Origin of the sequence: Micromonospora sp. NPDC051543 (assembly GCF_044454415.1) — a bacterium.
Taxonomy (GTDB): Bacteria; Actinomycetota; Actinomycetes; order Mycobacteriales; family Micromonosporaceae; genus Micromonospora.
Genome location: NZ_JBITDT010000005.1, coordinates 80,441 through 105,757 on the forward strand (window position 1 = coordinate 80,441; position 25,317 = coordinate 105,757).

Annotated in this window: 26 protein-coding genes and 1 tRNA gene; 13 read left to right on the top strand and 14 right to left on the bottom strand. The window is 71.0% G+C overall.

What is annotated here, in order from left to right; translation table 11 throughout:
• Positions 1 to 87: 87 nt before the first annotated feature.
• The gene (locus ACIA3K_RS10480) at positions 88 to 627 is read right to left on the bottom strand and encodes a type 1 glutamine amidotransferase domain-containing protein (RefSeq protein WP_396800395.1); all 540 of its coding nucleotides are present in this window, start codon (positions 625 to 627) and stop codon (positions 88 to 90) included.
• Between the two features lie 124 nt (positions 628 to 751).
• On the opposite strand from ACIA3K_RS10480, the gene rfaE2 reads away from it, so the two are divergent.
• Both rfaE2 and ACIA3K_RS10490 read left to right on the top strand, forming a co-directional pair.
• Positions 752 to 2,548, top strand: a complete 1,797-nt coding sequence (gene rfaE2 / locus ACIA3K_RS10485) for a D-glycero-beta-D-manno-heptose 1-phosphate adenylyltransferase (RefSeq protein WP_396800397.1) — start codon at positions 752 to 754, stop codon at positions 2,546 to 2,548.
• On the top strand, positions 2,545 to 3,420 hold the full coding sequence (locus ACIA3K_RS10490; RefSeq protein ID WP_396800399.1) for a glycosyltransferase: 876 nt from the start codon (positions 2,545 to 2,547) through the stop codon (positions 3,418 to 3,420). Before rfaE2 ends, ACIA3K_RS10490 begins: the two co-directional genes overlap by 4 nt.
• Here ACIA3K_RS10490 and ACIA3K_RS10495 read toward each other — a convergent pair.
• Genes ACIA3K_RS10495 through ACIA3K_RS10505 form a run of 3 tightly spaced genes read right to left on the bottom strand, consistent with a single transcriptional unit; the run spans position 3,410 to position 5,570 of the window.
• The gene (locus ACIA3K_RS10495) at positions 3,410 to 4,516 is read right to left on the bottom strand and encodes a glycosyltransferase family 9 protein (protein ID WP_396800400.1); all 1,107 of its coding nucleotides are present in this window, start codon (positions 4,514 to 4,516) and stop codon (positions 3,410 to 3,412) included. The two genes, ACIA3K_RS10490 and ACIA3K_RS10495, sit on opposite strands and share 11 nt — an antisense overlap.
• Positions 4,517 to 4,524: 8 nt before the next feature.
• Entirely contained in the window at positions 4,525 to 5,073 is a 549-nt protein-coding gene (locus tag ACIA3K_RS10500) for an Hsp20/alpha crystallin family protein (protein WP_396800402.1), read from the bottom strand.
• On the bottom strand, positions 5,070 to 5,570 hold the full coding sequence (locus ACIA3K_RS10505; RefSeq protein WP_396800404.1) for a DUF2231 domain-containing protein: 501 nt from the start codon (positions 5,568 to 5,570) through the stop codon (positions 5,070 to 5,072). Before ACIA3K_RS10505 ends, ACIA3K_RS10500 begins: the two co-directional genes overlap by 4 nt.
• Before the next feature lie 163 nt (positions 5,571 to 5,733).
• Here ACIA3K_RS10505 and ACIA3K_RS10510 point away from each other — a divergent pair, with 163 nt between their 5' ends.
• The 9 genes from ACIA3K_RS10510 (at position 5,734) to ACIA3K_RS10550 (ending at position 15,858) form a co-directional block, all read left to right on the top strand.
• The gene (locus ACIA3K_RS10510) at positions 5,734 to 6,351 is read left to right on the top strand and encodes a pyridoxamine 5'-phosphate oxidase family protein (RefSeq protein ID WP_396800406.1); all 618 of its coding nucleotides are present in this window, start codon (positions 5,734 to 5,736) and stop codon (positions 6,349 to 6,351) included.
• A 9-nt stretch (positions 6,352 to 6,360) separates the two neighbouring features.
• Positions 6,361 to 7,005 (top strand): class I SAM-dependent methyltransferase, encoded by a 645-nt coding sequence (locus ACIA3K_RS10515; protein ID WP_396800407.1) that lies wholly within the window; start codon positions 6,361 to 6,363, stop codon positions 7,003 to 7,005.
• A 91-nt stretch (positions 7,006 to 7,096) separates the two neighbouring features.
• Positions 7,097 to 7,954: a patatin-like phospholipase family protein gene (locus tag ACIA3K_RS10520; protein ID WP_396800409.1), complete on the top strand. Its 858-nt coding sequence runs from the start codon at positions 7,097 to 7,099 to the stop codon at positions 7,952 to 7,954.
• A 94-nt stretch (positions 7,955 to 8,048) separates the two neighbouring features.
• Entirely contained in the window at positions 8,049 to 8,303 is a 255-nt protein-coding gene (locus tag ACIA3K_RS10525; RefSeq protein WP_396800411.1) for a hypothetical protein, read from the top strand.
• On the top strand, positions 8,300 to 9,628 hold the full coding sequence (eccD, locus tag ACIA3K_RS10530; protein ID WP_396800413.1) for a type VII secretion integral membrane protein EccD: 1,329 nt from the start codon (positions 8,300 to 8,302) through the stop codon (positions 9,626 to 9,628). The genes ACIA3K_RS10525 and eccD overlap by 4 nt, the downstream gene beginning before the upstream one ends.
• A 13-nt stretch (positions 9,629 to 9,641) precedes the next feature.
• Complete coding sequence (locus tag ACIA3K_RS10535; RefSeq protein WP_396800414.1) at positions 9,642 to 10,580, top strand: hypothetical protein; 939 nt, start codon at positions 9,642 to 9,644, stop codon at positions 10,578 to 10,580.
• A 12-nt stretch (positions 10,581 to 10,592) separates the two neighbouring features.
• Entirely contained in the window at positions 10,593 to 14,549 is a 3,957-nt protein-coding gene (gene eccCa / locus ACIA3K_RS10540; protein WP_396800416.1) for a type VII secretion protein EccCa, read from the top strand.
• Positions 14,549 to 14,908: a hypothetical protein gene (locus ACIA3K_RS10545; RefSeq protein WP_396800418.1), complete on the top strand. Its 360-nt coding sequence runs from the start codon at positions 14,549 to 14,551 to the stop codon at positions 14,906 to 14,908. The genes eccCa and ACIA3K_RS10545 overlap by 1 nt, the downstream gene beginning before the upstream one ends.
• Positions 14,905 to 15,858 carry a DUF6177 family protein gene (locus ACIA3K_RS10550; RefSeq protein ID WP_396800419.1) on the top strand — a complete coding sequence of 318 codons (954 nt, stop codon included), beginning with the start codon at positions 14,905 to 14,907 and terminating at the stop codon, positions 15,856 to 15,858. Before ACIA3K_RS10545 ends, ACIA3K_RS10550 begins: the two co-directional genes overlap by 4 nt.
• A gap of 8 nt (positions 15,859 to 15,866) precedes the next feature.
• Here the strand turns inward: ACIA3K_RS10550 and ACIA3K_RS10555 are convergent, their stop codons facing one another.
• The 8 genes from ACIA3K_RS10555 to ACIA3K_RS10590 all read right to left on the bottom strand — a co-directional run bounded on the left by ACIA3K_RS10555 (position 15,867) and on the right by ACIA3K_RS10590 (position 21,554).
• The gene (locus ACIA3K_RS10555) at positions 15,867 to 16,235 is read right to left on the bottom strand and encodes a hypothetical protein (RefSeq protein WP_396800421.1); all 369 of its coding nucleotides are present in this window, start codon (positions 16,233 to 16,235) and stop codon (positions 15,867 to 15,869) included.
• 30 nt (positions 16,236 to 16,265) lie between these two features.
• The gene (locus ACIA3K_RS10560) at positions 16,266 to 16,562 is read right to left on the bottom strand and encodes a hypothetical protein (protein ID WP_396800422.1); all 297 of its coding nucleotides are present in this window, start codon (positions 16,560 to 16,562) and stop codon (positions 16,266 to 16,268) included.
• A 16-nt stretch (positions 16,563 to 16,578) separates the two neighbouring features.
• The gene (locus tag ACIA3K_RS10565; protein WP_396800423.1) at positions 16,579 to 17,247 is read right to left on the bottom strand and encodes a hypothetical protein; all 669 of its coding nucleotides are present in this window, start codon (positions 17,245 to 17,247) and stop codon (positions 16,579 to 16,581) included.
• 198 nt (positions 17,248 to 17,445) lie between these two features.
• Positions 17,446 to 18,054, bottom strand: a complete 609-nt coding sequence (locus ACIA3K_RS10570) for a hypothetical protein (protein WP_396800424.1) — start codon at positions 18,052 to 18,054, stop codon at positions 17,446 to 17,448.
• A gap of 77 nt (positions 18,055 to 18,131) precedes the next feature.
• Positions 18,132 to 20,504 (bottom strand): hypothetical protein, encoded by a 2,373-nt coding sequence (locus ACIA3K_RS10575; protein WP_396800426.1) that lies wholly within the window; start codon positions 20,502 to 20,504, stop codon positions 18,132 to 18,134.
• Positions 20,501 to 20,860, bottom strand: coding sequence for a DUF6507 family protein (locus ACIA3K_RS10580; protein ID WP_355049251.1), 360 nt, complete (start codon positions 20,858 to 20,860; stop codon positions 20,501 to 20,503). The genes ACIA3K_RS10575 and ACIA3K_RS10580 overlap by 4 nt, the downstream gene beginning before the upstream one ends.
• 38 nt (positions 20,861 to 20,898) lie before the next feature.
• The gene (locus ACIA3K_RS10585; protein WP_355049252.1) at positions 20,899 to 21,201 is read right to left on the bottom strand and encodes a pore-forming ESAT-6 family protein; all 303 of its coding nucleotides are present in this window, start codon (positions 21,199 to 21,201) and stop codon (positions 20,899 to 20,901) included.
• A 17-nt stretch (positions 21,202 to 21,218) separates the two neighbouring features.
• Positions 21,219 to 21,554 (bottom strand): hypothetical protein, encoded by a 336-nt coding sequence (locus ACIA3K_RS10590; protein WP_396800428.1) that lies wholly within the window; start codon positions 21,552 to 21,554, stop codon positions 21,219 to 21,221.
• 110 nt (positions 21,555 to 21,664) lie between these two features.
• Here ACIA3K_RS10590 and ACIA3K_RS10595 point away from each other — a divergent pair, with 110 nt between their 5' ends.
• Positions 21,665 to 22,237 (top strand): hypothetical protein, encoded by a 573-nt coding sequence (locus tag ACIA3K_RS10595; RefSeq protein WP_396800429.1) that lies wholly within the window; start codon positions 21,665 to 21,667, stop codon positions 22,235 to 22,237.
• A gap of 128 nt (positions 22,238 to 22,365) precedes the next feature.
• Here ACIA3K_RS10595 and ACIA3K_RS10600 read toward each other — a convergent pair.
• A tRNA-Thr gene (locus tag ACIA3K_RS10600) sits at positions 22,366 to 22,439 on the bottom strand.
• Between the two features lie 144 nt (positions 22,440 to 22,583).
• Here ACIA3K_RS10600 and ACIA3K_RS10605 point away from each other — a divergent pair.
• A complete protein-coding gene (locus ACIA3K_RS10605; protein ID WP_396800431.1) occupies positions 22,584 to 24,320 on the top strand; it encodes a metallophosphoesterase family protein in 1,737 nt (578 codons plus the stop codon).
• 104 nt (positions 24,321 to 24,424) lie between these two features.
• Here the strand turns inward: ACIA3K_RS10605 and ACIA3K_RS10610 are convergent, their stop codons facing one another.
• Positions 24,425 to 25,264 carry a regulatory iron-sulfur-containing complex subunit RicT gene (locus ACIA3K_RS10610; RefSeq protein WP_357123709.1) on the bottom strand — a complete coding sequence of 280 codons (840 nt, stop codon included), beginning with the start codon at positions 25,262 to 25,264 and terminating at the stop codon, positions 24,425 to 24,427.
• Between the last annotated feature and the right edge of the window lie 53 nt (positions 25,265 to 25,317).

A 25,317-nucleotide genomic window follows, 5' to 3' on the forward strand; every position in this document is an offset into this window, starting at 1 on the left:
TTGCTTTTTAAATTTTATTGTACCCCACCCCCCCCCCCCACCCCAAAAAACAAACCAACCCCCCCCCCCCCGGTGGTGGGGGGTGGATCAGGCGGCGAAGGTCTTGGTGATCTGGGTGCAGAAGGCGGGGAGGTCGTCGGGGTTTCTGCTGCTCGTCAGGTTGCCGTCCGTTACGCACTCCTCGTCTACCCAGGTTGCGCCGGCGTTGGTCAGGTCGGTGCGCAGGCTGGGCCACGAGGTGATCTTCCGGCCGCGGACCACGTCCGCCTCGATCAGCGTCCACGGGCCGTGGCAGATCACCCCGACCGGCTTGCCGGCCTCGAAGAACGCCTTCACGAACCGCACCGCGTCCGGGTCCGACCGCAGGAAGTCCGGGTTCGCCACCCCTCCGGGCAGCACGAGCGCGTCGTACCCGGCGGCGTCCGCCTTGTCCGCGGTGACGTCGACGTCGTACGTCTTGGACTGGTCGAGGTGGTTGAAGGACTGGATGGAACCGGGCTTGAGCGAGACCAGCTCCACGGTCGCACCGGCGTTCTCGACCGCCTCGCGCGGCTGGACGTACTCGACCTCCTCGACACCGTCGGCGGCCAGGAAGGCGATCCTCTTACCCTGCAATGTCGCTGCCATCTCGGTACATCTCCTCTCCGGGGTTCCTCAGGTCCCTTCCCGCACCGTTGCGCCCGAAACACCCCACGAGGGGCGTCACATCGGCCCAGGTTTGGCCCGGGGGCCGCTGGGGACCCGGGGAGGCATGGCAGGAGCAGCAGCGGAACAGCGCAGGCTCGCCACCGTCGTGGAGAGCTGGCTCGGGCGTCCGGTCCTGATCGTCGGTGACGCCATGCTGGACGAGTGGCGGTTCGCCGAGTCCGACCGGCTCTGCCGGGAGGCGCCCGCCCCGGTCCTGACCCTGCGTCGGCGGATCTCCGCCGCCGGTGGGGCCGCGAACACCGCCGTCAACGTCGCCACCCTCGGCGGTCGGGCCGTGCTGGTGGCGCCGGTCGGCGCGGACGTCGCCGGGGACGAACTGCACGACTGTCTGGACCGGGCCGGCGTCTGGGACCGTACCGTCAACCAACCCGGCCGACCCACCCCCGTGAAGCGGCGGATGCTGGCCGGCAACCAGATCCTGCTCCGGGAGGATTCGGGTGACCCCGACGACGCGCTCGACCCGGACGGGGTGATCCGGCTGCTCACGGCGCTGGACTGCGCCACCGAGGAGCTGCGCGCCGCCGCCGGCGGGGAAGCGCCGACCCTGGTGGTCTGCGACTACGGCCTGGGGGCACTGCCCGCGCCGGTCCGCGCGTGGCTGGTCGAGAACCGCGAGCGGTACGCCACGGTCGCGCTGGACGCCCACGACCTCGCCGACTGGCGCGGGCTCGCGCCGACCGTGGTCACCCCGAGCTTCGCCGAGGCGACCCGGTTGCTGGCCCGGGCCGGTGGCGCGACCCGTACGTCGACCGGCACCGACCTGCACCTGGAACACCCGGACATCGACCCGGCCGACGGGCCGTCCGAGCTGAGCGTGGGGGCCGCCCCGGGCGGGGCCCGCGTCGACGACCGTCCCGGCCCGGTCGGCGAACCCACGCCGGGCGAGAGTCGGGTGGCCCTCACCGGCGACGGTCTCAGCGTCACCGGCACAGGCGTCACCGTGAACACCGAGGCCGGAGCGGGTGTGGACCGGGCCGTGCTGGCCGAGTCGCGCCTGGCGGAGTTGCACGCCCACACGGGGGCGGACGTGGTCGCGGTGACCCTGGACACCGACGGCGCGGTGGTCGGCGGGGCGGACGGCGAGCGGCGGCGCAGCCACAGCACCCCGGTCCCGGCGAGCCACGCCGTGGGAGCGGGAGACGCCTACCTGGCAGCGATGACCCTGGCCCTGGCCGCCGCCGCGCCGCTGCCCACCGCCGCGCAGCTCGCCCAGCTCGCGGCCACCATCACGGTCTCCGACACCGGCACCTGCGTGTGCCTGCGCGACGACCTGCTCGCCGCGCTCGACATGCCGCCGGAGGTCAGCGGGCACCCGGCGGTGGTCGGCACCGAGGAGTTGGACGCGATCGTCGCCGAACACCGCGAGGCGGGACGGTCGGTGGTGTTCACCAACGGCTGCTTCGACGTGCTGCACCCCGGGCACGTGCGCTACCTGGAGCAGGCCCGCGCCCTGGGCGACCTGCTCATCGTGGCGGTGAACTCGGACGGCAGCGTACGCCGGCTCAAGGGTCCGGACCGGCCGGTCAACCCGGTCGAGGACCGTGGCGCCCTGCTGGCCGCGCTGTCCTGCGTGGACCACGTGGTGGTCTTCGAGGAGGACTCGCCCGCCGCGCTGATCGAGGCGGTCCGGCCGGACGTCTACGTCAAGGGCGGGGACTACCCGCCCGAGCTGGTGCCGGAAGCGCCACTGGTGCGGCGGCTCGGCGGTCAGGTGCGGACCCTCGGGTACGTGGCGGACCGGTCCACCTCCGCGATCATCGAACGGATCCGGTCCCACGGTCAGGACCCGTCGTCGTACGCCTCCGATCCGTCGTTGAGCACCCGTACCCAGTCGTCGTGAACCGGCCCCTCGCCCTCGGCGTACCGGCGGAGTTCCGCGTCGACCGGCTCGTCGACGTGCTGATCCCGACCCGTAACCGGCCCACCGAGCTGGCCGTCACCCTGGCCGGGCTCGCCGCGCAGGAGGGGGTGCCCGGCTTCGGTGTGGTGGTCAGCGACCAGTCCGACTCCGAGCCGGCGTACGCCCACCCGGCCGCGGCCACCATGGTCCGGGCGCTGCGGCACGCCGGCCACCCGGTGCTACTGACCCGCCGGCTGCCGCGTCGGGGCCTGGCCGAGCACCGCGCGTACCTGCTCGACGCGTCGGCCGCCCGGTACGTGCTCAACCTCGACGACGACGTCTGGTTGGAGCCGGGGGCGCTGCGCCGGCTGGTCACCGCGATCGAGGAGCTGGGCTGCGGGTTCGTGGGCAACGGCGTGCACGGTCTGTCGTACGTCGACGACGTACGACCGGAGGCGCACGGGCACTACGAGGAGTGGGCGGGACCGCCCGCGCCGGAGCGGATCCGCCCGGGCAGCGTCGAATGGGACCGCGCCCGGATCCACTCGGCCGCCAACCTGCTGCACGTCACCGCCGGGGTGGGACTGCCGCCGGGCGCGTGGCGGGCGTACAAGGTGTCCTGGATCGGCGGCTGCGTGCTCTACGACCGGGCCAAGCTCCTCGACTCGGGCGGGTTCGACTTCTGGCGTCGGGTGCAGGAGAGACACCAGGGTGAGGACGTGGCCGCCCAGCTCGCGGTGCTGGCCCGGCACGGCGGGGCGGGCATCCTGCCCAGCGGCGCCTACCACCTGGAGACCCCCACCACGGTCACCGAACGGGACGTGGAGGCGTGGGAGGTCGTCCTCGCCGACGAGGGGCTGATTACGGGTTGAGCAGTTCGCGGGCCGCCTCGCGCACCTCGGCCACCGGCACGTCGGTGACGAACGAGTCGCGGTGCGGGCACTCGCCGTCGCCCGGCCGGTGTGGGTAGATGCCGGGCGTGCAGTCCACCCCGCAGACCGGGCAGTGCACCATCCACGAGGTGATCGGCCGGTGCCGGCCGCGCAGCGGCGTCGCCGTGTTGATCAGGTTGCCGACCCAGAAGATGCCCACCGTGGGCGTACCCACCGCGCCGGCCAGGTGCAGCGGACCGGTGTCATTCGAGACGACCAGCGCGCAACCGGCGTAGCAGCCGGCCAGCCCGCCGAGGCTGAGCGTGCCGACCTGCGGCCGAACCGGCGCCCCGGCCGCCGCGACCACCCGTTCCACGACGTCCCGCTCCGCCGGCGTACCGGTCACCAGCACCTCGTAGCCGTCGTCGTGCAGCGCGTCCGCCACCTCGGCGAACCGCTCGGCCGGCCAGCGCCGTCGCGTGTCGCTGGCACCGGGATGCAACGCCACCCGGAGTCGCTCCGGCGGGCCGAGCACCCGCTCCGCCTCCGCCCGGTCCGCGTCGGTGACCGCCAGCGTCGGCACGATCGTGGTGGCCGGAGCGCCCACCAGCGCCACCGTCTCCAGGTAGCGGATCACCTCGTGCTGGTAGTACACGTAGCGGACCCACCGGTCCAGCGGTGGCGCGTCCTCGGCACGCAACCCGACGGTCACCCGGGCGCCGAGCCGACTGACGAACGGGTTGGAGTTGGCGCCACCACCGTGGAGCTGCACCGCCAGGTCGAAGCCCTCGTCCCGGGCCGCCGCCAGGAAGTCGTCAATCGTCGCGGTCGACTCGTCGGCCACCGGCTCGCGGATGCCCGGTCCCGGCGGCACCACCAGCACCCGGTCCACCGGGCCGGGCCGGTCGCGCCAGAGCGCCACGTGCCACGGCGCTCCGAGCAACACGATCTCCGCCGAGGGGTACGCGGCACGCAGCGCGTCCAACGCCGGGAGGACGAAGATGAAGTCGCCGAGCGCGTTGGCGCGGAGTACGGCGATCCGCCGCACGTCTTCTATTCGCCCGGCCGTCGGGCCGAGCAGGGACGGGGTGACCACCTGACCCGCTACGGCCGGTCGATCTCGCCGACGGCGTCCGGGTGGTGCAGCTCCCGGTCCGCCGCGGGGTCGGCCGGAACCGGCGTACCCCCGGACAGGCCGCCGGAGCGCGGCCCGGTGCGGCCGACGGTGATCGTGCGCGGCGCGGGCCGCGCCGCCCGGGGCAGGCGGACCCGCAGCAGCCCGTGGTCCATCACCGCGTCGATGCCCTCCGGGTCGACCCGCGACGGCAGGTCGACGCGGTACTCGAAACCCCGGGTCTCGAAGCCACCGGGGATGCCCTGGTCGGCGTTGACCTCCGCCTCGGAGCGACCCCGCACGCACAGCTCGCGGTCGTCCAGCTCGACGGCGACCTCCTCCGGCGCGACGCCGGGCAACCGCACGACGACCTGCCAGCCGTCCGCCGTCTCGGTCAGCTCGACGTCGGACGCCCCGGCCCGGCCGCCGACCAACCGGCTCAGCTCGGCGCGCAGCGACTGCAACTCGCCCATCGGGTCCCAGCCCTGCTGCCGGCTACGCCATCCCCGGCCGAACCCACCGGCCTGCTGCTCGCTCATCGCGCGTCTCCGATCCGCTGGGTGGTGGGCCGCAGTGAGCTGGGCGCGTTCAGGTCTGCGTCGGGGTCGACGCCCACACCGAGCCGGTCGACAAGCTCGCCGCCGAGCCAGGCGCTGATGCCGAGGATCGCCACCGCGACCACCTCGATGGCGATCAGCGCGCCACCGGCGGCCCGCGAGTCCGCGTTGAGCCGGACCACCCAGACGGCGGCGAAGAGCAGGATCACCGCGACGTTCGCGCCCGCGTGCAGCAGACCGACCCGCTTGGCGCGGGTGCCGGTCGGGATCGCCAGCAGGTCGAACGAGCCGGCCGCCGCGGCGAGCAGGCCGCCGATCAGACCGACGGTGATGTTCCAGTACGCGACCTCGCCGAGGAAGTCGGGGCCGCCGACCGTGTCGATGATGTCGAAGAGCACCGCCGTGACCAGCAACGCGACCGGGAACATGACAAGCATCGGATGGACTGGGTGACCCAGCACCTTGAGTCGGCTCTCCATGTCCCGGCCTCCACTGGTCGGCGCTTCTGCGGACGGTACGTGCGGCGGGCGTGTCGGGTCAGGCCGTACCCCCGGCGGTCGGGGGCAAACCTCGATGGCCACGCGGGCCTAGGCTGGCTACGGTGGCCCCCGCCACCCTGGTCAACGGCTCAGGGAGGATCACGTGACGGTGGAGATCACCACGCACGAGGAACTACGCGAGCTGCTCGGGACGCCGCACCCCCGGGCCGCCAACAAGGACCGCCCCCGCCTGCACGAACGGGACCGGCAGTGGCTCGCCGCAGCTCCGTTCTGCCTGGTGGCGACGGCCGGCGCGGACGGCAGCTGCGATGTCTCCCCCAAGGGCGACCCGGCCGGGTTCGCGCTAGTGCTCGACGACACGACCATCGCGCTGCCGGAGCGGCCGGGCAACAAGCGCGCGGACGGCTACCAGAACATCCTGGACAACCCGCACGTCGGGCTGCTCTTCCTGATCCCGGGCCGCACCGACACGCTGCGGATCAACGGGCGGGCCCGCCTGGTGCGCGACGCTCCCTGGTTCGACGACATGGTCGTCAAGGGACACCGGCCGGTGCTCGCCGTGGTCGTGGAGATCGAGCAGATCTTCTACCACTGCGCGAAGGCGTTCCTGCGGTCCGCGCTGTGGCAGCCGGAGACCTGGCAGCCCGACGTCCTGCCGTCCCGCGCCCGCCTGATCAAGGAGGTCGAGGCGCCCGTCGAGAGCCTGGAGGAGCTGGAGACGCACTACGGCCCGGAGTACGCCAAGAAGATCTACGTCTAACCTTCCCGAATGGACGCGGACGACTGGCTGACCGACACGCGCACCTCGTACGACACCGTGGCGGTCAGTTACGCCGACCTGGTCCGCGACTTTCTGGCGAGCGCGCCCTACGAGCGGGCCGCGCTGGCGCTGTTCGCCGAACTCGTCCGCGCCACGGGCGGCGGTCCGGTCGCCGACGTGGGCTGCGGCACCGGTCGCATCACCGCCCACCTGCACGAGCTGGGTCTCGACGTGTTCGGTATCGACCTGTCCCCCGGCATGCTGGCGGTGGCCCGCCGAGACAACCCCGACCTGCGGTTCGAGGTGGGCTCGATGACCGACCTCGACCTGGCCGACGGCTCGGTGGCCGGCCTGATCGCCTGGTACTCGCTCATCCACGTTCCGGACGAGCGGCTCGGTCAGGTCCTCGCGCACTTTCACCGGGTGCTGCGCCCGGGCAGCCCGCTCCTGGTCGGCTTCCACGTGGGTGACGAGACGACGCTCAAGACCGAGGGGTACGGCGGTCACCCGATGCGGATCCACGTGCACCGTCGCCGGCCGGCCCAGATGGCGGCCTGGCTGCGCGACAACGGCTTCGCGGTCGAGGCGGAGATGACGGTGACCTCGCCGGAGAGCAAGCTCGGCGGGATCACCTTCGGCCGACGGAAGCCCTGAGCCGCACACCCGTTGTCAGCCCTCCGCGACGCCTGCTAGCGTCAAACTGCGAACGGCGTTAGCAGTAAATCAGCGGGAGGGTGGGCAAGCGATGGCAGACGACACGCGGCCGGTCTGGGTGCTCGGTGGCGGTGGAGTCGCCGGCATCGCCTGGGAGGTGGGCATCCTCGCCGGCCTCGCCGACGAGGGACTGACCGTGGGCTCGGACGCGGTGCTTGTCGGCACGAGCGCCGGCGCCGTGGTGGGCGCCCAGGTCGCCAGCGGCACACCCCTGCCCGAGCTGTACGAGCGCCAGCGTCAGGGCGTACCCCACGAGACCGGGCCCGCGCTGGGCCTGCTCAGTCTCCTGCGGCTGGCCCGGGCACAGCTGTTCGTCCGCAGCCCCGAACAGGCCGCCCGTCGCCTCGGCAAGCTCGCGCTCGCGGCACCCATCGACGACCCGTCGCGGCAGCGCCGGATCGCGGAGGCCCGCCTCCCCGACCACGACTGGAAGGACACTGACCTGCGCGTCACCGCCGTCGACGTCGAGTCCGGCGTCCTGCGCCTCTTCACGCGGCACGACGGCGTACCCCTCGTGGACGCGGTCGCCGCGAGCTGCGCCATGCCGCAGTCCGCCGCTCCGGTGGCGATCGACGGTCGCCGGTACATGGACGGCGGCATGCGGTCCAGCCTCAACCTGGACCTCGCACCCGGGAACGGCCCGGTGATCGCCCTCGCGCCCAGCACCGCCGCCATCGGGCCGTGGGCCCGGATCGAGAAGCAGCGAGCCGCCCTGGACGCGAGCCGCCCGGTCGAACTGCTGCTGCGCGACACGGCCTCCAAGCGGGCGCAGGGTACGAGCGTGACGGACCGGTCCGTCGTACCCGCGCTCGTGGCCGCCGGACGGGACCAGGGCCGACGCGAGGCGGCCCGGGTGGCCGCCGCACTCGCAGCCGCCAGCCCCTCGTAGGGTTGATCAACGTCGACGCGTTGGCGTGGCGGCTCAGCGGCAGCGCGTGATCGTCGCCCCCAATCGAATTAGCGCCCGTGGATAGAATCGAGCCGTGGCGCGGGAATTCGACACCCAGCTCATCGAGTCGGTCGCGGTTCGCCGTGCCCGCATGCGGGAGCTGCTGCTGTGGGGCAGGCAGCGCCGCGTCCGCGCCACGGGTGACGGCTTCCGTTGGCTGCGGGCCGGTCTCGTGCTCGCGGCGGTGGCCTGCGCCGTCTGCGTGGGCTGGTCGTTCCTGCAGAACGTCGTCGCCCAGCAACAGCGGGCACGCAACCCGGCAGCGGTCCAGCCGACAGGCCAGCGATGACCCGTCCGCAGGCCCTCGCGTCCGCCGGCCACCTCAGTCGGGTGACCCTGGCTGGGCCACACCGCCGCATCGACCTCGTGTTGCCCGCCGACGAACCACTCGGCCTGCTGCTGCCCGAGGTCGTCGCCCTCGTGGGCCACCCACCGACGGACGATTCGCGGGGCTACCAGATCAGCACCCTCGACGGCACGGTGCTCGATCCCGCCGGCAGTCTGCGGCAGGCCGCCGTACCCGACGGCGCCCTGCTACGGGTCGATCCCATCTCGGAGGCACCACCGGCGGCGATCGTCCACGACGTCTCCGACGAGGTCGGCGACGATCTCACGCGTCGACGCGGCCGGTGGGGTGACGTCCCTCGGGCGTGGACCGCCACCAGCGCCTGCCTGATGGCCGCCACCGCGGCCGCCCTGTTCTCCGGCCCACGACTCGGTCCCGCCCTGGTCAGCGTCATCGGTGGCGCGGTCGCCCTGGCCGGCCTTGTCCTCGGAATGGCGGGCAGACGGGCCGTCGGGGTGGCGGTGCTGTTGAGCGGCGCCGCGATCGTGACGACCACCGTGCCCGGTTGGACCGACACCGGCGCCGGGCAGCTGGCGCTGTGGGCCGTGGTGATCGGCTGCACCGTCCTGGCCGTGGGCGCGGCGACGGGCAACGGCCGCGCCGGCCTCCTCGGCGGCGGGACAGCACTCCTCCTGGTCGCGGGCTGGGGCACCCCGCTGTTGTTCGGCGTCTCCGACGAGCGGACCGCGGCGGTGATGGCGATCGCGTCGGTGGGCGTGCTGGGGCTGCTACCCCGGTTCGCGCTGATCGCCTCGGGCCTCACCCGTCTCGACGACCGACGCAGCAACGACGAGCCGGTGAGCCGCGTATCCGTACAGGCCGCCGTCGACTCCGCGCATCGAGGACTGGCCGTCGCGGCGATCGCGGCGGCGATTTCGGCGGCGCTCGCCGGGCTCGTCCTGGCGGCCACGCCGGGTCCGTGGCCACTCACGCTGGCAGTCCTCGTGGCCGCCGCCCTGCTGCTGCGGATGCGCGCCTTCCCGCTGGCGGCCGAAGTGGTGGCGCTGGTGACCGGCACGCTGACCGTCGTGGGTGGCCTGCTGCTGAGCTGGATACACCAGCGACCCGACACGTGGTGGGCCACCGCCGTGGCGGCCCTCGGTGTCTGCGCGGTCTCCCTGGCGATCCTGGCGTACCGGCCGCCGCCACACATCCTGGCGCGGGGCCGGCAGCTCGCCGACCGTGTCGAGGCCCTGACCGTGATGGCGCTGGTGCCCGTCGCCGTAGGGGTGTTCGGGCTCTACTCACGACTACTCGACACCTTCTGAGAGAGGGGGTGGCATGAGCGCTCCACCGGTGCCGCGAACCGCACCGCCGGCCGATCCCTCGGTGGCGGAGCCGACCAACCCGCCGATCGCACGCCGTCCCCCCTCCGGCGACTCCGCGCTACGGCGTACCTGGCGCAGCGCCAGCCAGATGTTCGCCAGCGGCCGACAGAACCGGGAACTCGCCGACCTGGCGGCCAAGGTGCAGTCGCCCGTACACACCGGTCGGCGCATCGCGGTGGCCTCCGTGCAGGGTGGCGCCGGGAAGTCCACGGTCGCCGCGCTGCTGGCGTCGGTGTTCGCGGCCCGTCGTGCCGATCCGGTCCTCGCCGCGGACGCCGACCCGTACGAGGGCTCACTGACCTGGCGGCTCGGCGTGCCGAGTGAGCCGTCGCTGCACCAGCTGGCGCCCGGCCTGCTCGCGGCACGAGGCGGCGACCTACGCGAGCTGGCGCCACTCCTACCCCGCACCGGGACGGGCCTCTGGGTGCTGCCGGGGGGCACCACCAACGCGAACCTGTGCACCGCGGTCACCCGCGCGCTGTCGCGCCTCTTCGCCGTCACCGTCACCGACTGCCCACCCGGCCTGGAGGCCCGTACCCCGGCGGGGGTGATGGCCGACGCGCACGCCGTGGTGCTCGTCGCGGCGGCCACACCGGACGGGGTACGGGGCACCTACCAGGCCCTCCGTCGGATCGTCGACGACGGGTACGGGGCGTGGCTGGACCGGGTGATCGTCGTGCTGAGCGCGGGCAACCCGCACGGCCGCTCGACGCTGGACCAGCGCGCGGCACGGGAGCTGATCGGGCAGACCGGCGTACCGGTGGTGGCGCTGCCCTACGACCGCCACCTGGCCGCCGGTGCGCTCATCACGCCGTCGCGGATCGGCGAGGCGACGCTCGTGGAGGTGACCCGCGCCGCCGCGTTGGCCCTGACCCGCGCCCGGCAGATCTGACCGGAGGACCGCATGTCGACGCGCATGGTGCACCGCCCGGCCCGGATGGCCCGCCCGATGTCCACGATGGACCCGCTCGTGCTGGACCCGCCACCGCAACTGCCCGACGGCAAATCCGCGATGGGGCTTCAGGCGCTGCTGCCGATGGCCGGCGCGGGCGTGGCCATGAGCATGATGATGTTCCTGCGTGGCTCCGGATTCGCGGCCCTCGGCGCGGTGGTGATGGTGGCGGCGCTGGGCGCCGCCGGCGCGATGTACCTCACCCAGCTGGGCAAGGCCGGCCGACAGCGCCGCGCGCAGCGCGAGCGCTACCAGGACTACCTGGAGGAACTGCGGGACCAGCTGCGCGAGACCGAGCAGCGGATGCGTGCGGAGGCCAGCCTCCTCGACCCGCCGGTGAACCGGCTGCTCGACGTGATCCGCAGCCCGGCCCGGTTGTGGGAGCGCCGACGCGCCGACATCGACTTCCTGCACGTACGACTGGGTGTGGGCGCGCTGCCGGTGCGACCCATCGAGCTGCGCGAGCAGAGCACGCCCACCAACCCGCTCGATCCGTTCATGCGTCACGAGGCGCGTTCACTGATCCGCCGCTTCGCGCTGACACCAGGGCTGCCCCTGCGGGCGAACCTCGACTGCGCCGGGGACGTCAGCGTGATAGCGCCGAACCACGCGGAGGCGGTGGCCGTCGCCAGGGCGATCCTCGTGCAGGTCGCCACCTTCCACGCCCCGGACGACGTGACGCTCGCGATCATCACCACTCCGGAGCGGGCCCGGGACTGGCGGTGGGCACGATGGCTGCCCCACCTGCTCGACCGGACCTCGATCGGCCCGTCCGGCCCGACCCCGCTGCTGGTCACCACGGCGCAGACGCTCGTGGAACTGCTCCGCGACGACCTGGAGGAGCGGGCCACCAGCGCGCTCAAAGCGTTCCGCCACGGTGGCGGGCGAGCCGAGGCGAAGGCCCGGCCGCGCCTGCTGGTCATCGACGACGCGCACGGTGAGCTGGCTCGCGTGCTGGCCAGCCCCGACCCGACGGTCGGACTGGCCAGCCTCGGCGTCACCGTGGTCCATCTGCTCGCCGACCGGCTGCACGAGCCCGGCGACGTCTCCCGCCGGATCACCATCGACGGCGACTCGGTCACGCTGGAGGACCTCACCGCGTCCCCCGCCATGACCGTACGAGGCACCCTCGACGCGGCGCCGGGCCCGCTCGTGGAGGGACTGGCCCGCACCGTCGCACCGCTGCGACTGTCCGCCGACTCCTACGACGACGGCACCGGCACCCCACCGGCGGACTTCCAGGAGCTGTTGGGCCTGTCCGACCTCACCGACCTCGATCTGACCAGCCTCTGGCGACCGCGCGGGGAACGGGACTTCCTCCGCGTCCCGATCGGGGTCGATCCCGCCGGGCGTCCGGTGCTGCTCGACCTGAAGGAGCCCGCACAGCTCGGCATGGGGCCACACGGGCTGTGTGTCGGGGCGACCGGCTCGGGCAAGAGCGAACTGCTCCGTACGCTCGTGCTCGCCCTGGCGGCGAGTCATCCGCCGGAGCGGATGGCGATGGTCCTCGTGGACTACAAGGGCGGGGCCACCTTCGCGCCGTTCGGCGACCTACCGCACCTGGCCGGGCTGATCACCAACCTGGCGGCCGACGCGGCGCTGGTGGAGCGGATGTACACGAGCCTCGACGGCGAGGTGCAGCGCCGTCAACAGGTACTCGCCGACGCCGGCAAGGTCACCGACATCACCGAGTACCACATGCTCCGCGCCCAGGGTGAGCGCAAAGACCTGCCCCCACTGCCCCACCTCCTCGTGCTCATCGACGAGTTCGGCGAACTGCTCGCCGCCAAGTCGGAGTTCATCGACCTGTTCCTGCGGATCGGTCGGATCGGGCGGTCCATCGGCGTGCACCTGCTGCTGTCCAGCCAGCGCGTCGAGCAGGGCAAGATGCGCGGCCTGGAGAACTATCTCGCCTACCGGATCGGCCTGCGTACGCTCACCGAGATCGAGTCACGCACCGTCCTCGACACGGTCGACGCGTTCCACCTGCCGCCGCTGCCCGGGAACGGGTACCTCAAGGTCGACGTGTCGATCTACCAACGGTTCAAGGCCGCCTACGTGTCCGGCCCGCTCGACGACGGCGCGGACGCCGAACTCGCCCCGATCGTCGGACCGCTGGCGAAACCGATGCCGATGTTCGGAACCGCCCGCGCCGACGTCGACGAGAGCGCGCCGGACGAGCCGACGGCCACCCGGCGCACCACCGGACCGACCCTGCTGTCCACGGTGGTACGGCAGCTGGCGGCGAGCGGGCAGCGCGTCCCGGCGATCTGGCTGCCGCCCCTGCCGTCCCTGCTCACCCTCGACGAGATGGCCGGCGGGGTGAGCACCACACCGGATGGCGTACGCCTGGGGATGAGCCCGCCGCCCGGCGGTGGACTGCCGGTTCCGCTGGGCCGACTCGACGACCCGGCCCGCCAGTGGCAGGGCCCCTGGGTGCTGAACCTGGCGGGGAGCGGCGGCAACCTGCTCATCCTGGGCGGCCCCGGCAGCGGCAAGACGACGGCGCTGCGCACCCTCGCCCTCGGCCTGGCCACCACCCACCGTCCCACCGACGTCGGGATCTACGGCATCGACCTGCTGGGAAACGGCCTGTCGGGGCTCGCCGAGCTGCCCCACGTCGGCGGCGTCGCCGGCCGTGAGGACCGTGAGCGTGTCCGCCGTGTGGTCGACGAGGTGCACGCGATGCTCACCCGCCGGCAGCGCATCTTCAGCCGGCACCAGTTCGACACTGTCGAGGACCTGCGAAACGCCGACGAAGGCGTACGCGCCGAGGTCGGCTGCGTCGACGTGGTGTTGCTGATCGACGGGTACGGACAGCTCAACGCGGAGTTCGAAGGTCTCGAAGCGAAGGTGCACGGCCTGCTCGCCCGGGGCGGTCGCTACGGCATCCACGTGGTCGGCACGGCCCGGCGCTGGAACGAGGTCCGCGCCGCCCAGCAGGTCGCCTTCGCCAACCGCGTCGAGCTGCGGCTCACCGAACCCGCCGAATCCAGCATCGACGGCCGGCAGGCCCGAGCCGTACCACCGGACCAGCCTGGTCGGGCGCTGACCAGCGAGAAGTTGTTCGCCCAGGTGGCGCTTCCCCGACTGGACGGGGTCGCCGACCCGGCGGTCGCCGGTCTGGTCGCGGCTGCCCGATCGGTACGGGCGGCCTGGACGGGCGCGCTGCCGCCGCCGGTGCGGGTCCTGCCCGCCGTGCTTCCCGTGGCCGACCTGGCCGGCGCTCCCTCCGGTCACGGGGTGGTTCCCTTCGGCCGCTACGAGCACGACTTCTCCACCGCCACTCTCGACCTCTTCGGCCGCGACCAGCACCTCCTCGTGCTCGGGGACCCCCGGACGGGCAAGACGAACCTGCTGCGGCTGGTCGCCGAGGAGTTGATGAGCCAGTACGACTCCGAGGAACTCGTCTTCGCTGTGTTCGACCCGCGCCGCGCCCTCGCCGACGTGGTGCCCGACTCCTACTGCGGCGGGTACGCCCCGAACCCGGCGCTCGCCCAGCAACTCTCCAGGGCGGTCTCCGACGAGCTGGCGAAGCGGCAGTCGCCGGAGGCGGCGCGGACCCGGATCGTGCTGCTCATCGACGACTACGACATCCTGGCCGCGTCGGCCACACAGCCGCTCGGCGCGCTGGTGCCGCACGTGGCGGCCGGCCGCGACACCGGGCTGCACGTCGTGATGGCCCGCCGGGTGGCCGGTGCCTCACGCGGCCTGTTCGAGCCGTTCCCGCTGGCCGTACGGGAGGCCGGCTGCCTCAGCCTGCTCATGTCGGGCGACCGGACGGAGGGCCAACTGTTCTCGGGTGTGCGGCCCATGGTCCTGCCGACCGGCCGCGCGCAACTGATCCGCCCCGGCGATGGTCCCCGCATGGTGCAGACCGCGTTCACCGGTGAGACGAAGGAGCACTGATGACGTTCGACACGGTGGCGCTGTGCCGCGCCGAGCCCGACGCGGCCGCGATGCTCGGGGCCCTGCTCGCGGCCGGCTCCGAGCTGAAGATGGACACCGTCGAGGCGGTCGGGCTGGTGCAACTGTTCGACCCCGCCGACGGGCGGCTGCTGCTGAGTGTCGAGGCCGCGCGTCTCGTGCGCGTACCCGGGGAGGCGCGGCGGCTCCTGGGCCTCGCCCCCGCCGACGACGTACCCGAGCCGGCGTGGTGGGTGGAGAGCCGGGCGCCGGGCGCGGACCCGCAGGCCGCGGACGTCGCCCGCCGCTTCACCGCCGCGCTGGTCGAGCTCACCGGAGGGATGACATGGGAGAGCCGATGAGCGGCGCGACCGACACGATCACCGACCGGGCCGTCGTCCTGCACCAGGACCGGGCGGTGGTCGGCCTGGCACCGTGGCTCGCGCAGGCGGCCGTCGACGCGGTACGCGATGGTCTGCTGCTCCAGGTCGTCACGCCAGTGGACGGCGTCATCACGTACCCGTTCGAGACGATGCTCGCCCAGGCGCGGGGCCAGTGGGTGGTGCGGGCGGGCGAGGAGTACCGGGACGGCCTCACCGGGTTGCCGCTGCGCTGGGACGGTCACCGCTTCGCCAGATCCGACGCCGCGCGGACCGCTGGAACACTGCCCACGAGCACACCGTGGACGGGCGGCCTGGAGATCCAGATCGTCACCATGCACCCCGCCACCGAGGCCCTGCGGCTGGGCGCCAGCACCGAGGCCGCCGTCCGCGCCCTCACCGGCGCCGAGCCGACCGGTTGGGGCGTCGCGGAACCGGTCACCGAACCGTGGTCACGCCATGAACTCACCGCGTTCTGTCGAACGCGCGCGCCGGCACCCACCAGCCTGACCGTCGTCGGCGGCGTCGACGGGTCGGCGACGCTCGGGGTCCTGACGGTCGAGCGGGTCGACGTCGGCGTCCGCGAACAACTCCGGTTGGCCGGTCCGCCCCTGTCGGTCGTCGACGCGGCGACGCTCGAAGGTCTCGCCGAGAAGCTGGCGGGTACCGCCCGCAGCGTGATCGTGACCGTGCATCCGGGCCGATCCGGCGGGCTGCGGTCGAGCCGACCGAGCATGCCGGCGCTGCCGTGGGGCATCCTCGTCGGCCACCACGAGAACCCGGTCGAGTCCGAGCCGGAGGTGGTGGTGGGTCGCCCCCTCGGGCGGGGCGCCCGACGCGCGTGGTGGTACCGAGTGGACGGCGGTCCGGGTGCGCCGTACGAGACGCTGGGGGCGGTGGTCCGCCGCTACGGCCTGAACGTCCCCCGCTGATCGTCAGATCAGTCGATGGACGCAAGAATCTCCTGGAGGCCTCTGACCAGGTAGATGGGTCGGTAACCCAGCCTGTCCAACTCGACGAACATCTTCCGCGCGGCCGGTTCGTCCAACTGGCCTCGCCGGAAATCCCGCACCGTCAACACGTACGGCATGTCCTCGAACAGGACCCCCGCGTCGTCCTCCAGCTCGTGGCCCACCTTGAGGTCGATCGCCACGTCCTCGGTCCGGCCCAGGTAATCGGCGTAGGGCTGGTCGGACGGCTCGAACGGAATCCCGAGGGCGGAACCGACCCTGCCGGCCACCCGCTCGCGGTCCTCGGTGGACCCGAAATAGATCTCCACGTAGTTCGGCATCAGCGCGTTGCCTGCCAATCGGGTCTGCTCTGCGGGGCGGTGCCAACTCTAGGATGCTGCGCGCGCGTAGTCCTCGATCGTGATGTCGCCGTACTCGTCCCCGCCGATCTCGCGATAGCCCGCGATCTCCTCGAAGTCCTCGTCGTCGCTGAACTTGACGACCAGTTCGGCACCGGCTGTCTCGGCGAGAAACTTCCAGATCACCTGCGTGAGCTGCGGGTCCTCCGAGGTCAGATGGTTACCGATGGAGAACCCGGTGACCGCGCCACTCTCGTCTCTGAGCCGCTTACCGAGCCCGATCATCAACTGGCGCGACGGACACACCAGATAGCTCGAAACACTCACGAGCCCTCCAGGACAATTAGATCGTTTCGAGTTGGCGGTCGATGAACGAGCTCATACTCTCCGCCTCGGCGCGGGTCTTCTCGTGCAGGCCCGGATCGCTCGCCAGCCGGTCGAAGTAGTCCCTCTCCTCCGAACCGCTGAGATCCAGAATCGCCGGGATGGTGATGATCGTCAGACGCCACTGGAGACGAGGAGTGGCCTTCTTGAGCAGGTCGACGACCCGCGCTCGTTCCGCATCGTCCAGATTATCGGGTCCCACCCGACGAAACCAACGGACCAGGCTCTCCGCCGCCCCCTGCAGGATGAAGAAGACCCATGACCGACCAACGCTGTCGACCACCTCGTCCGGTGGCGTCGTCCAGGTGACCCCGAAGACTTCCTCCGGGTCCAGGTATGCCTCAACCCACTCGCGCACCCGTTCGGGTGTGACGTCGGCAAGGGTCGGCATCGACTGCTTCAGCCGTGCATACAGGACGAACCAGTGGTCGTCGAAGAACGCCTTGGGAAGTCCCCAGTCGGTCTCGTTGCCATGACGGTCCCGGACGTCCACCAGGTAGGCGAGGCAGGTCTCGAACGCAGTCAACGCCTCGGCCCGGTACAGCGGATCGGGCGGCAGCTCGCGCGTCGCCTTTCCACGCTCGACGGGATCCGCCAGCCGCCACGGAACTGGCACGGCGGCCAGCATCTCGGGGGCAACCCAGGGACCAACCACTAAACCAACTCCATAGGGAACCTGTCTAGCTCAACTATCCGCGACGAAGCTTCCGCTGGGAGCCCATCCTCGGCGGACGGATGACAGCTGAGCAGTCTCGGATGAACTGGCCGTTAGGTCGCGACTTCATCGGCTGACGTCGTTGTCTGGGGTATCAGGAGCAGTGACGCGCTAGGCTCGGGCGCTCTCACTGTCGATGAGCCACCGCTTGCTTGCCGCCTCGGCACGCGTCTTCTCGTGCAGGCCCGGATCATTCGCCAACTGGTCGAAGTAGCCACGCTCATCCGGCCCGCCGAGACTCAGAATCACCGGAATGGTCTCGATCGTGTGACGCCACGGCAGGCGCCGGGTGGCCGCCTTGAGGAAGTCGAGCGCCCTGGCGCGCTCTGCGACATCCAGATGATCTCGTGCGACCCACCCCAGCCAACGGAGCAGATCCACCATCAGACCGTTGACGATGAAAGTCGTCCACATCTGGCCGACCGCCTCGATGAGCTCATCCGAGGGCTCGGTCCACGTGGCCTCGAGGATCTCCGCCACGTCGCCCTCCTGCAGCCAGTCACGCACGTTCGTGCGCGTCACGTCGGCGAGGGTCGGCAGCCGCCGCTTGAGCCTTATCTGCAGCAGGAACCAGTCGTCGTTGGAGAACGCCTCGGGCAACCCCCAGTTCGGGTCGTCGCCATAACGAGCGGCGGACTTCACTTGAAAGGCCAGACACGCTTCCAGGGCCGAGAGCGCCAGCGACCGGTGTTCAGGGTCGGCCGGCAGGTCCCTGATCACGGGGTGACGTCGCCCAGACTCCGCCGCCTGCCACGAGGGCGGCAGGGCCAACAGTTCGGGCGGTACCAAAGATTCGCTCACAGGAAGTCAACTCCATAGGGCCTGAGGAAGTCGCGTGCGGCAGCAAGGTTCGGCAGGTGTTCGTCGAACCAGGCCCCCGCCTGGCCCCGCTTCATGGGATGCGCTGGATCCGCCGCCGCCTGCTCCGCCGCCTCACGCAGTTGGCGCAGCTGATCCGGAGTTAACGTGCGCCCGCCAATCTGAAGCGGCACGTCCGCATCGGCGATCCGGTCGAGCGCATACAGCTTCGGCTCAGGGTTGGTCATGCTGAACAGGCCCTTCAACCCCTCGTCGGTCCCGATCCGGTAACCCACTGCCCGCCCTGCGGGATCTGCCGCCTGCCAGTCAAGCATCCGGCGCAGTTGATCGGGCTTCTCATTGATCTTATTGGCCACCGTCTGCGCGGTCGCCTTGACCTCGTCCAAATGCACCTTGCCGTCCCTGGTCTGGTACACCAGATCCGACTCGGGGACGTCACCGGTACGGACCACCGTGCCGGTGCCGAGATCGAGAGGCTCATTCTTGACGCTGATACCGATCTTCGAGCCAGGCATCAGGTCGGGACTGTTGAGAACGTCGTTCGCGGCACGTAGCTCAGCAGCCGCTCCCACTGCGGCGGAACGGTCTCCACCCAACTGTTCCATCATGTCGCGCAGGACCTGGGCCTGCCGATCCGCACTGCCTGCCAGTCGCCCGGAATCCTGTAGGTCGACGAAGTCCCGGACGGCGCGGTTGGCCACACCGTCGGGCAGGTCGCTACGGGCGAGCAACTCCAACGCCTGGGCCCTCGCTGCCGGATTGAGCCGCTCGGCTTGATCGACGAACCGCTGCTGCTCATCCGGCGTGAGGTCCCGTCCGCGATCGGGGTTGCCTCCGCCCGGCGGGTTCCCGTCGGGCGCGTTGCCGTCCGGCAGGTTGCCACCGGGTCCGTTGCCCTCCGGCAGGTTGCCACCAGGGGTATTGCCCTCCGGGAGGTTGCCACCCGGGGTGTTGCCATCCGGGATGTGCCCACCGGGGGCGTTGCCATCCGGGATGTGCCCACCGGGGGCGTTGCCGTCCGGGATGTGCCCACCGGGCGTCAGGTCGCCCGGGACGTGACCGCCCGGCGTGTTCCCGCCAGGCACGTGGCCGCCCGGCCCGTTGCCGCCGTCCATGTGCATCGCGTCGCCACCGCGGACGTTGGGCATCTCGACGTCGAAGCCACGCCCGATCGGCACGTCGCCGGCGATCGCCGGAACCAACCCGAGCTGCGGGATTTTGATGTCGAACTTCCTGGCGAGGTTGATGGCCACCTCGCCGACGGTGGGCAGCTTGTCGAGCCAGTTACCGGTACGGACCAGGGCGGCGCTGACCCGCGCGGCGGTGGCGCTGCCGCGAATGGTGTTGACCGCCGCGCCCGCACCGCGCAGCCCGGAGGCGGCACCCTTGGTGCCCACGACCGCCGAGACGATGTTGAAGGTGGCCATGCCGGCCGCCTTCGACTTGTCCTCGCCCCAGGTGTCGTACGCGATGATGGTCTTGCCTGCGTTGAGCAGGAGGTTTCCCGCCTCGCGCTGCTCGAAGAACGGCATGCCGACCGTCTGGTCGATCACGATCGTCACCGGATTGACGTAGATCGAGACCGCCCACACGAACTTGCCCAGACCCAGCCACGACTGGCCGGCCGTACCCCAGCTCCACTCGCCCGTGGTGGGATCGCGGCCGATCAGCCCGCCCAGGTCTTCGAGCATGGTGACGAAGCTTTCGCCGATGCCGACGAAGTACGCCCCCACGTCGCCCCAGAAGCCACGGTCGTGCTCCTCGTTGCTGCCCCACGGCAGAGCGCCGTCCTCACCGGCGGCGGCGTTCAGCGTGTCGGCGGTGAAGCCGTACTCGCCGTCTTCGGCCTGGCCGTCGGCATTGTCGGCCCGGTACTGGCGGCCGCCGTACAGCGCGTTGATGGTGTTGGCGCACTTGCGCTGCGCCTCGAAGAACGCGGCCACCTGCGTGTTCACGGCGGTGATCAGGCCGTTGTGCTTGTCAACCTTGCCCTGATCCTCGCGCCAGTCCTCGTCGTCCTTGACCGAGCCGACGAACTCCTCCGCCTGGCCCTTGAGGGCGGCGAGTTGAGCCTTGATCTCCTTGACCTCGGTGGCGTACGTGGCCAGAGCGGCCCCGACCGCCTGGATGTCCTCGCCCACCGAGGCCGACACCGTACGCACCGGGCCGGAAGCGGCGAAGAGCTGCGTCGCCTCCGGCGCCTTGTAGACCGCCGCCAGCCCCTGCCAGGTGCTGTCGACCGCCTGGCCGGTATTGGCGAAGTCGACGCCAGCGGTCCGAACCGTCTGGGCGTGGGTGGCCAGCGCATCCATGTTGCCGGGGATCTGCGGGATCTCCCCCGGGTTGATCATCGGGGCACCGCCCCACCGCCCGGCCCCGGCATCGTGGCCGACGGGTCGGGTGCCGCCGCCGCGCTGCGCTGCGCGTTCGCCGCCATCTCCAGGTCACCTTCGACGTAGGCGTTCGTCGCCTGCGCCGCTGCCTGCATGCACGCCCCCGTGCGAGTGAACACGAACTCGAGATCCGTCCGAATCGACTCCACGAAGCCCTGAAGCGCCTGGCCCACGATCTCCGAACTGGACTCGGTGGCGGATCCCTCCAACGCCGAGTTCAAGCTCGTCATCTGCCCCTCGAAGGGCATGGCCGCGGCATGTGTACGAGTCAGGACGTCGCGCACTCCACCGGGGGAGATATCCCACGCGCTCACGCTCGTGCTCCCTCGTCAACAACTCGTCGGATAACGACTCAACCGATCGACTGCACCGCAGAGCGGGCCCGGGACAGCGTGGTGTTCGCCGTCTCGTCGTTCTTCGTCATGGTGGTCTTGACCAGGTCGATGATCGTGCGGACCTCGCCCGCTGCCCGGTTCCACCGGTCCTCGACGGTCCGGTACTCCTCGGACACCCCGTCAGCCTGGAAGTCGGCCATCGCGGCCGCGACGTCGGAGCTGCGCTGCGAGATCAGTGACTCGAGCCGCCCGATGATGCCGGCGAGGTCACCCTGCACCTGCTGCGACGTGCCGGTGTCGAAACTACGTCGGTCTGTCATGACTGTCACTCCCCGTGTCAGCGGCTGCTGGAGAACCTGGCGGCGTCGAAGTTCGCGGTGCCCTCGGAGGACCTGGCATTGTCCGACATCTCGGTGTCACCCTGGCCGAACGAGGAGTCCATTCCACTCTGGCCACCCAGAATCGCGCCCAGGGAGGAGTTCAGTTCGGCGGTGATCGAATCGGCGTTCGCCTTGAACGAATCGAATGCCACCCGTCCGGCCCCGTTGAAGTTGCCCTGCAACGGCTCGGCCGCGGCGATCAGTTGCTTGATCAGAGAACCGAGATCATCGGAGGAACCCTGCGTCTGCTTGGTCAGACTGCCGAGCGTCTGAGCCCCCATGTCGAACTTCATGCCACCACTCCCCGCTCCTCGACCGAACGTCCGCCATCAATGCTACGAGATCCACGCCACTTCATCCTCAGTGGATTTTCCGTGACACGGTGGAGGGCGGGAGGTGCGCGATGGCGAGGTGGTGGGAAATCGTTGTACCGGCCGCAGGGGCGCTGATCGCAGGCCTCTCCGGCGCGTGGCTGCAGGCTCAGTCGTCCGTGAAGGTGCTCAAGCAGCAGGGCCAGGCGGAGCTTGATCGGCTCGTGGCAGCCCAGCGACATGAGGACGAGCGGCGGTGGATCGAGACCCGCAAGTCGATCTACGTCGAGTACCTGTCGATTTATGAGGAATGGGCAAAGAGTCAACGGCGCTGGTTCAGCCAGCCGCTCACGCTCCCCACCGGCACGGCCCTGGACAGCGATCGACCGACCCCTCGCTTCGACTACGCCGGCGCTCTACAGAAGATGAACACGTTGAACGCCGAAATGGAGCTACTGGCCAGCCCCACGACGAAGCAGGCAGCCGATCAGTTGTTCACCGTGCTTTTCGCCAACCAGATCCTCAAGGTCGCAGGCGACCTGCCCACGACACCGAAGGTGCTCGGCCCCGTCGAGGACGCGCTCAAGGCGCTGAAGGCATCAATGCGCTCTGATCTCGGGGTGGTGCTGCCCGGCGAAGACGCGGGCGACCCAGGGGATGGCTGAGGGGCCAGGGCCTCGTACACCTCGTCGGGCGCCTCGTCGTCGGCGGGCATGGCACCCTCCCACACCGCCAGGCATGACGGGCGCGGGAACGGCGGAAGCCCAGGTCGATGACCTGGGCTTCCGTGCCGAGCCGCCTGACGGAATCGAACCGTCGACCTACGCATTACGAGTGCGTCGCTCTAGCCGACTGAGCTAAGGCGGCAACGATCAGCAAGTGTACGGCACCCCGCACCCCTGGGCCGAGCGGGATACCCCCGACGCTCCCGCCGTCACCAAACGGACAAGCACCGCCATCCGGCCAATTACCGGACAGCGCTGCACACTGACCGGTACTACGCTGCGGCGGGTGACTGACGAACGCGACGATCACCAGGCACCGGCGGACGCGCAACCCGACGGAGAGCCGGCTCCTCGCCGCCCACGCTCTACCGACCCGCTGGAACTGGGCTTCACCCCCCGCAAGCCGGTGCCGTGGCTGGCGCCGTTCCTGTTGATCAGCACCGGCATCCGGACCTTGCTGGCGATCCTCTTCGGCGCGTACCTCGACAAGCGCGAGTTGCAGAACGCCTTCGGCGACGACATCTTCCGCCAGGCCGGGCCGGACGGTGGGCTCTGGCTCGACTACGTGGCCGACCTCGGCGACGGTTTCCACGCCACCTACTCCGTCGCGTACCTGCTGGCGCAGCCGGAGCTGACCGTGGACGGGCACCGGCTGCCCCGGGCGCAGACCCTGGTGATGGGCGGCGACCAGGTCTACCCGTCGGCGGCCTACGCGGAGTACGAGAACCGCTGCAAGGGTCCCTACCAGGCGGCGCTGCCGGCGACGCCGCCCGAGGGTCCCACCCTGTTCGCGGTGCCGGGAAACCACGATTGGTACGACGGCCTGACCGCTTTCCTGCGGCTGTTCGTCCGCTCCCGGGACCGTAACTTCGCCGGCTGGCGTACCGGGCAGTCGCGGTCGTACTTCGCCGTGGAGTTGCCGGCCGGCTGGTGGCTGCTCGGCGTGGACGACCAGTCCGGCTCGTACCTCGACGATCCGCAGTTGGCCTACTTCGACGAGGTGGCCCGGCGGCTCACCCCGGAGTCAAAGGTGATCATCGCGACGCCGTCGCCGACGTGGGTCAAGGCCGCCGACGACCCGACGGCGTACGACTCGATCGACTACTTCGTCCGGACGATCATCGACCCGACCGGGGCACGGGTGCGGCTGCTGCTCTCCGGCGACCTGCACCACTACGCCCGCTATGCCGGGCACGACCGGCAGTTGATCACCTGCGGCGGTGGTGGGGCGTACCTGTACCCCACGCACAAGCTGCCCGAGCGCATCGAGGTGCCACCACGCGACACGCTGGCCCGGCGGGCCAGCCGCACCCAGCCGTACGACCTGGTGGCCCGCTACCCGGACGCCGCCCGCTCGCGCCGGTACGGCTGGGGCATCTTCGGGCGTCTGCCGTTCCGCAACCCGGGCTTCGCGACTCTGCTCGGCACCCTGCACACCCTGCTGATGCTTGCCATGGCGGGCGCGACGGCCAACTGGGGCGACAGCACCGACCAACGGCTGTTCAGCGTTCCGCTGGTGCTGATGGTGCTGGTGACGGTGATCGCGGCGATCCTCTTCGCCAAGCCGCCCAGCGCCAGCGGCAAGCGGCACGCCCGGCACTGGCTCCTCGGCGTCGGCCACGGCGTGGCCCATGTGGCGCTGGCCGCCGGCGGCACCTGGGTCTGGTTGGCGCTGCCGTTCTACGACTGGCCGTGGCCGCTGCCGGCGGTCGCCGCCGTGGTGGTGTACGGCCCGATCATCGGGCTGGTGGCGAGTCAGCTGGTCGCGGCGTATCTGCTGGTGGCGGGCGCCTTCGGGGTGAACGTCAACGAACTGTTCGCCGGCCAGGGCATCGAGGACTCCAAGTCGTTCCTGCGGCTGCGCATCGACCCGGACGGCACGCTGACCGTGTACGCCATCGGCGTCGACCGGGTGTCCCGAGACTGGCAGGTCAACCCCGACCAGACCCCCACCGCAAGCTGGCTACTTCCCAAAAGCCCCCTGACCCCCCACCTAACGGAACCCCCGGTAGTCCTCACCTGACGGACCACCCACAGCCCCGTTGATCATGAAGTTATTGCTCCGACACGCCGAGCGCGATGGCAATAACTTCATGATCAACGGGGGTCAAGCGGGGGGTGGGGGGGTTAGGGGGTGTAGTGCTGGTCGTGGGCTTGTCTCGGAGCACACACGGAGGCGCGGGAGCAGGAGCAGCGGGAGCCGTCCGCGTCGAGGCGTACGGTCACCGCGTCGCGGGGCACGCTGTGGCCGACCACTCGACCACTGCCCTCGGGGGTCGTCACCCGACTGCCGACGGCGGGCGCGGTCTCCTGGAAGCGCTGGTACAGCGGGTGTTCGTACTTGAGGCAACACATCAGTCGACCGCAGGCTCCCGAGATCCGCAGTGGGTTGAGCGGCAGGTCCTGGTCCTTGGCCATCCGGATGGTCACCGGCTCGAAATCGGTGAGGAACGTCGCGCAGCACAGGTCACGACCACACGAGCCGATGCCGCCCTGGACCCGGGCCGAGTCGCGCGCCGAGAGCTGGCGCAGCTCGACCCGGCAGTGCAGGGTGGCGCCGAGGTCGCGGACCAGTGACCGGAAGTCCACCCGGTGCGGGGCGGTGAAGTAGACCGTGCTGCGCTCGCCGCCGCCGTCGGCGGAGCCGAGCACATGGTCGACGGCCACCACCTTCATCGGCAGGCCGTGCGCGCGAATCAGCCGTTTGGCCGCCACCTTCGCCTCGGCCTTACGGCGTCGCAGCGCCTCGTCACGGCGCAGGTCGTCGTCGCCGGCCAACCCCACCAGCCGGGGGAAGCCGTCGGTCTCCTCGCTCACCCACTGGGCGGCCCAGACGCACTCGGCGACCTCGGGTCCGTCGTCGGTCGGCACGAGTACCCGGTCGCCCACCTGGGGACGCAGCTCACCCGGGTCCAGGTAGTAGAGGCGCCCGTACCGGTTGAAGCTGACCGCGCAGAGCATGCCCATCCCCCCACCCTACGACGGATCACCGCGGAGAACGCGGCGGGCGCTACCCCCAT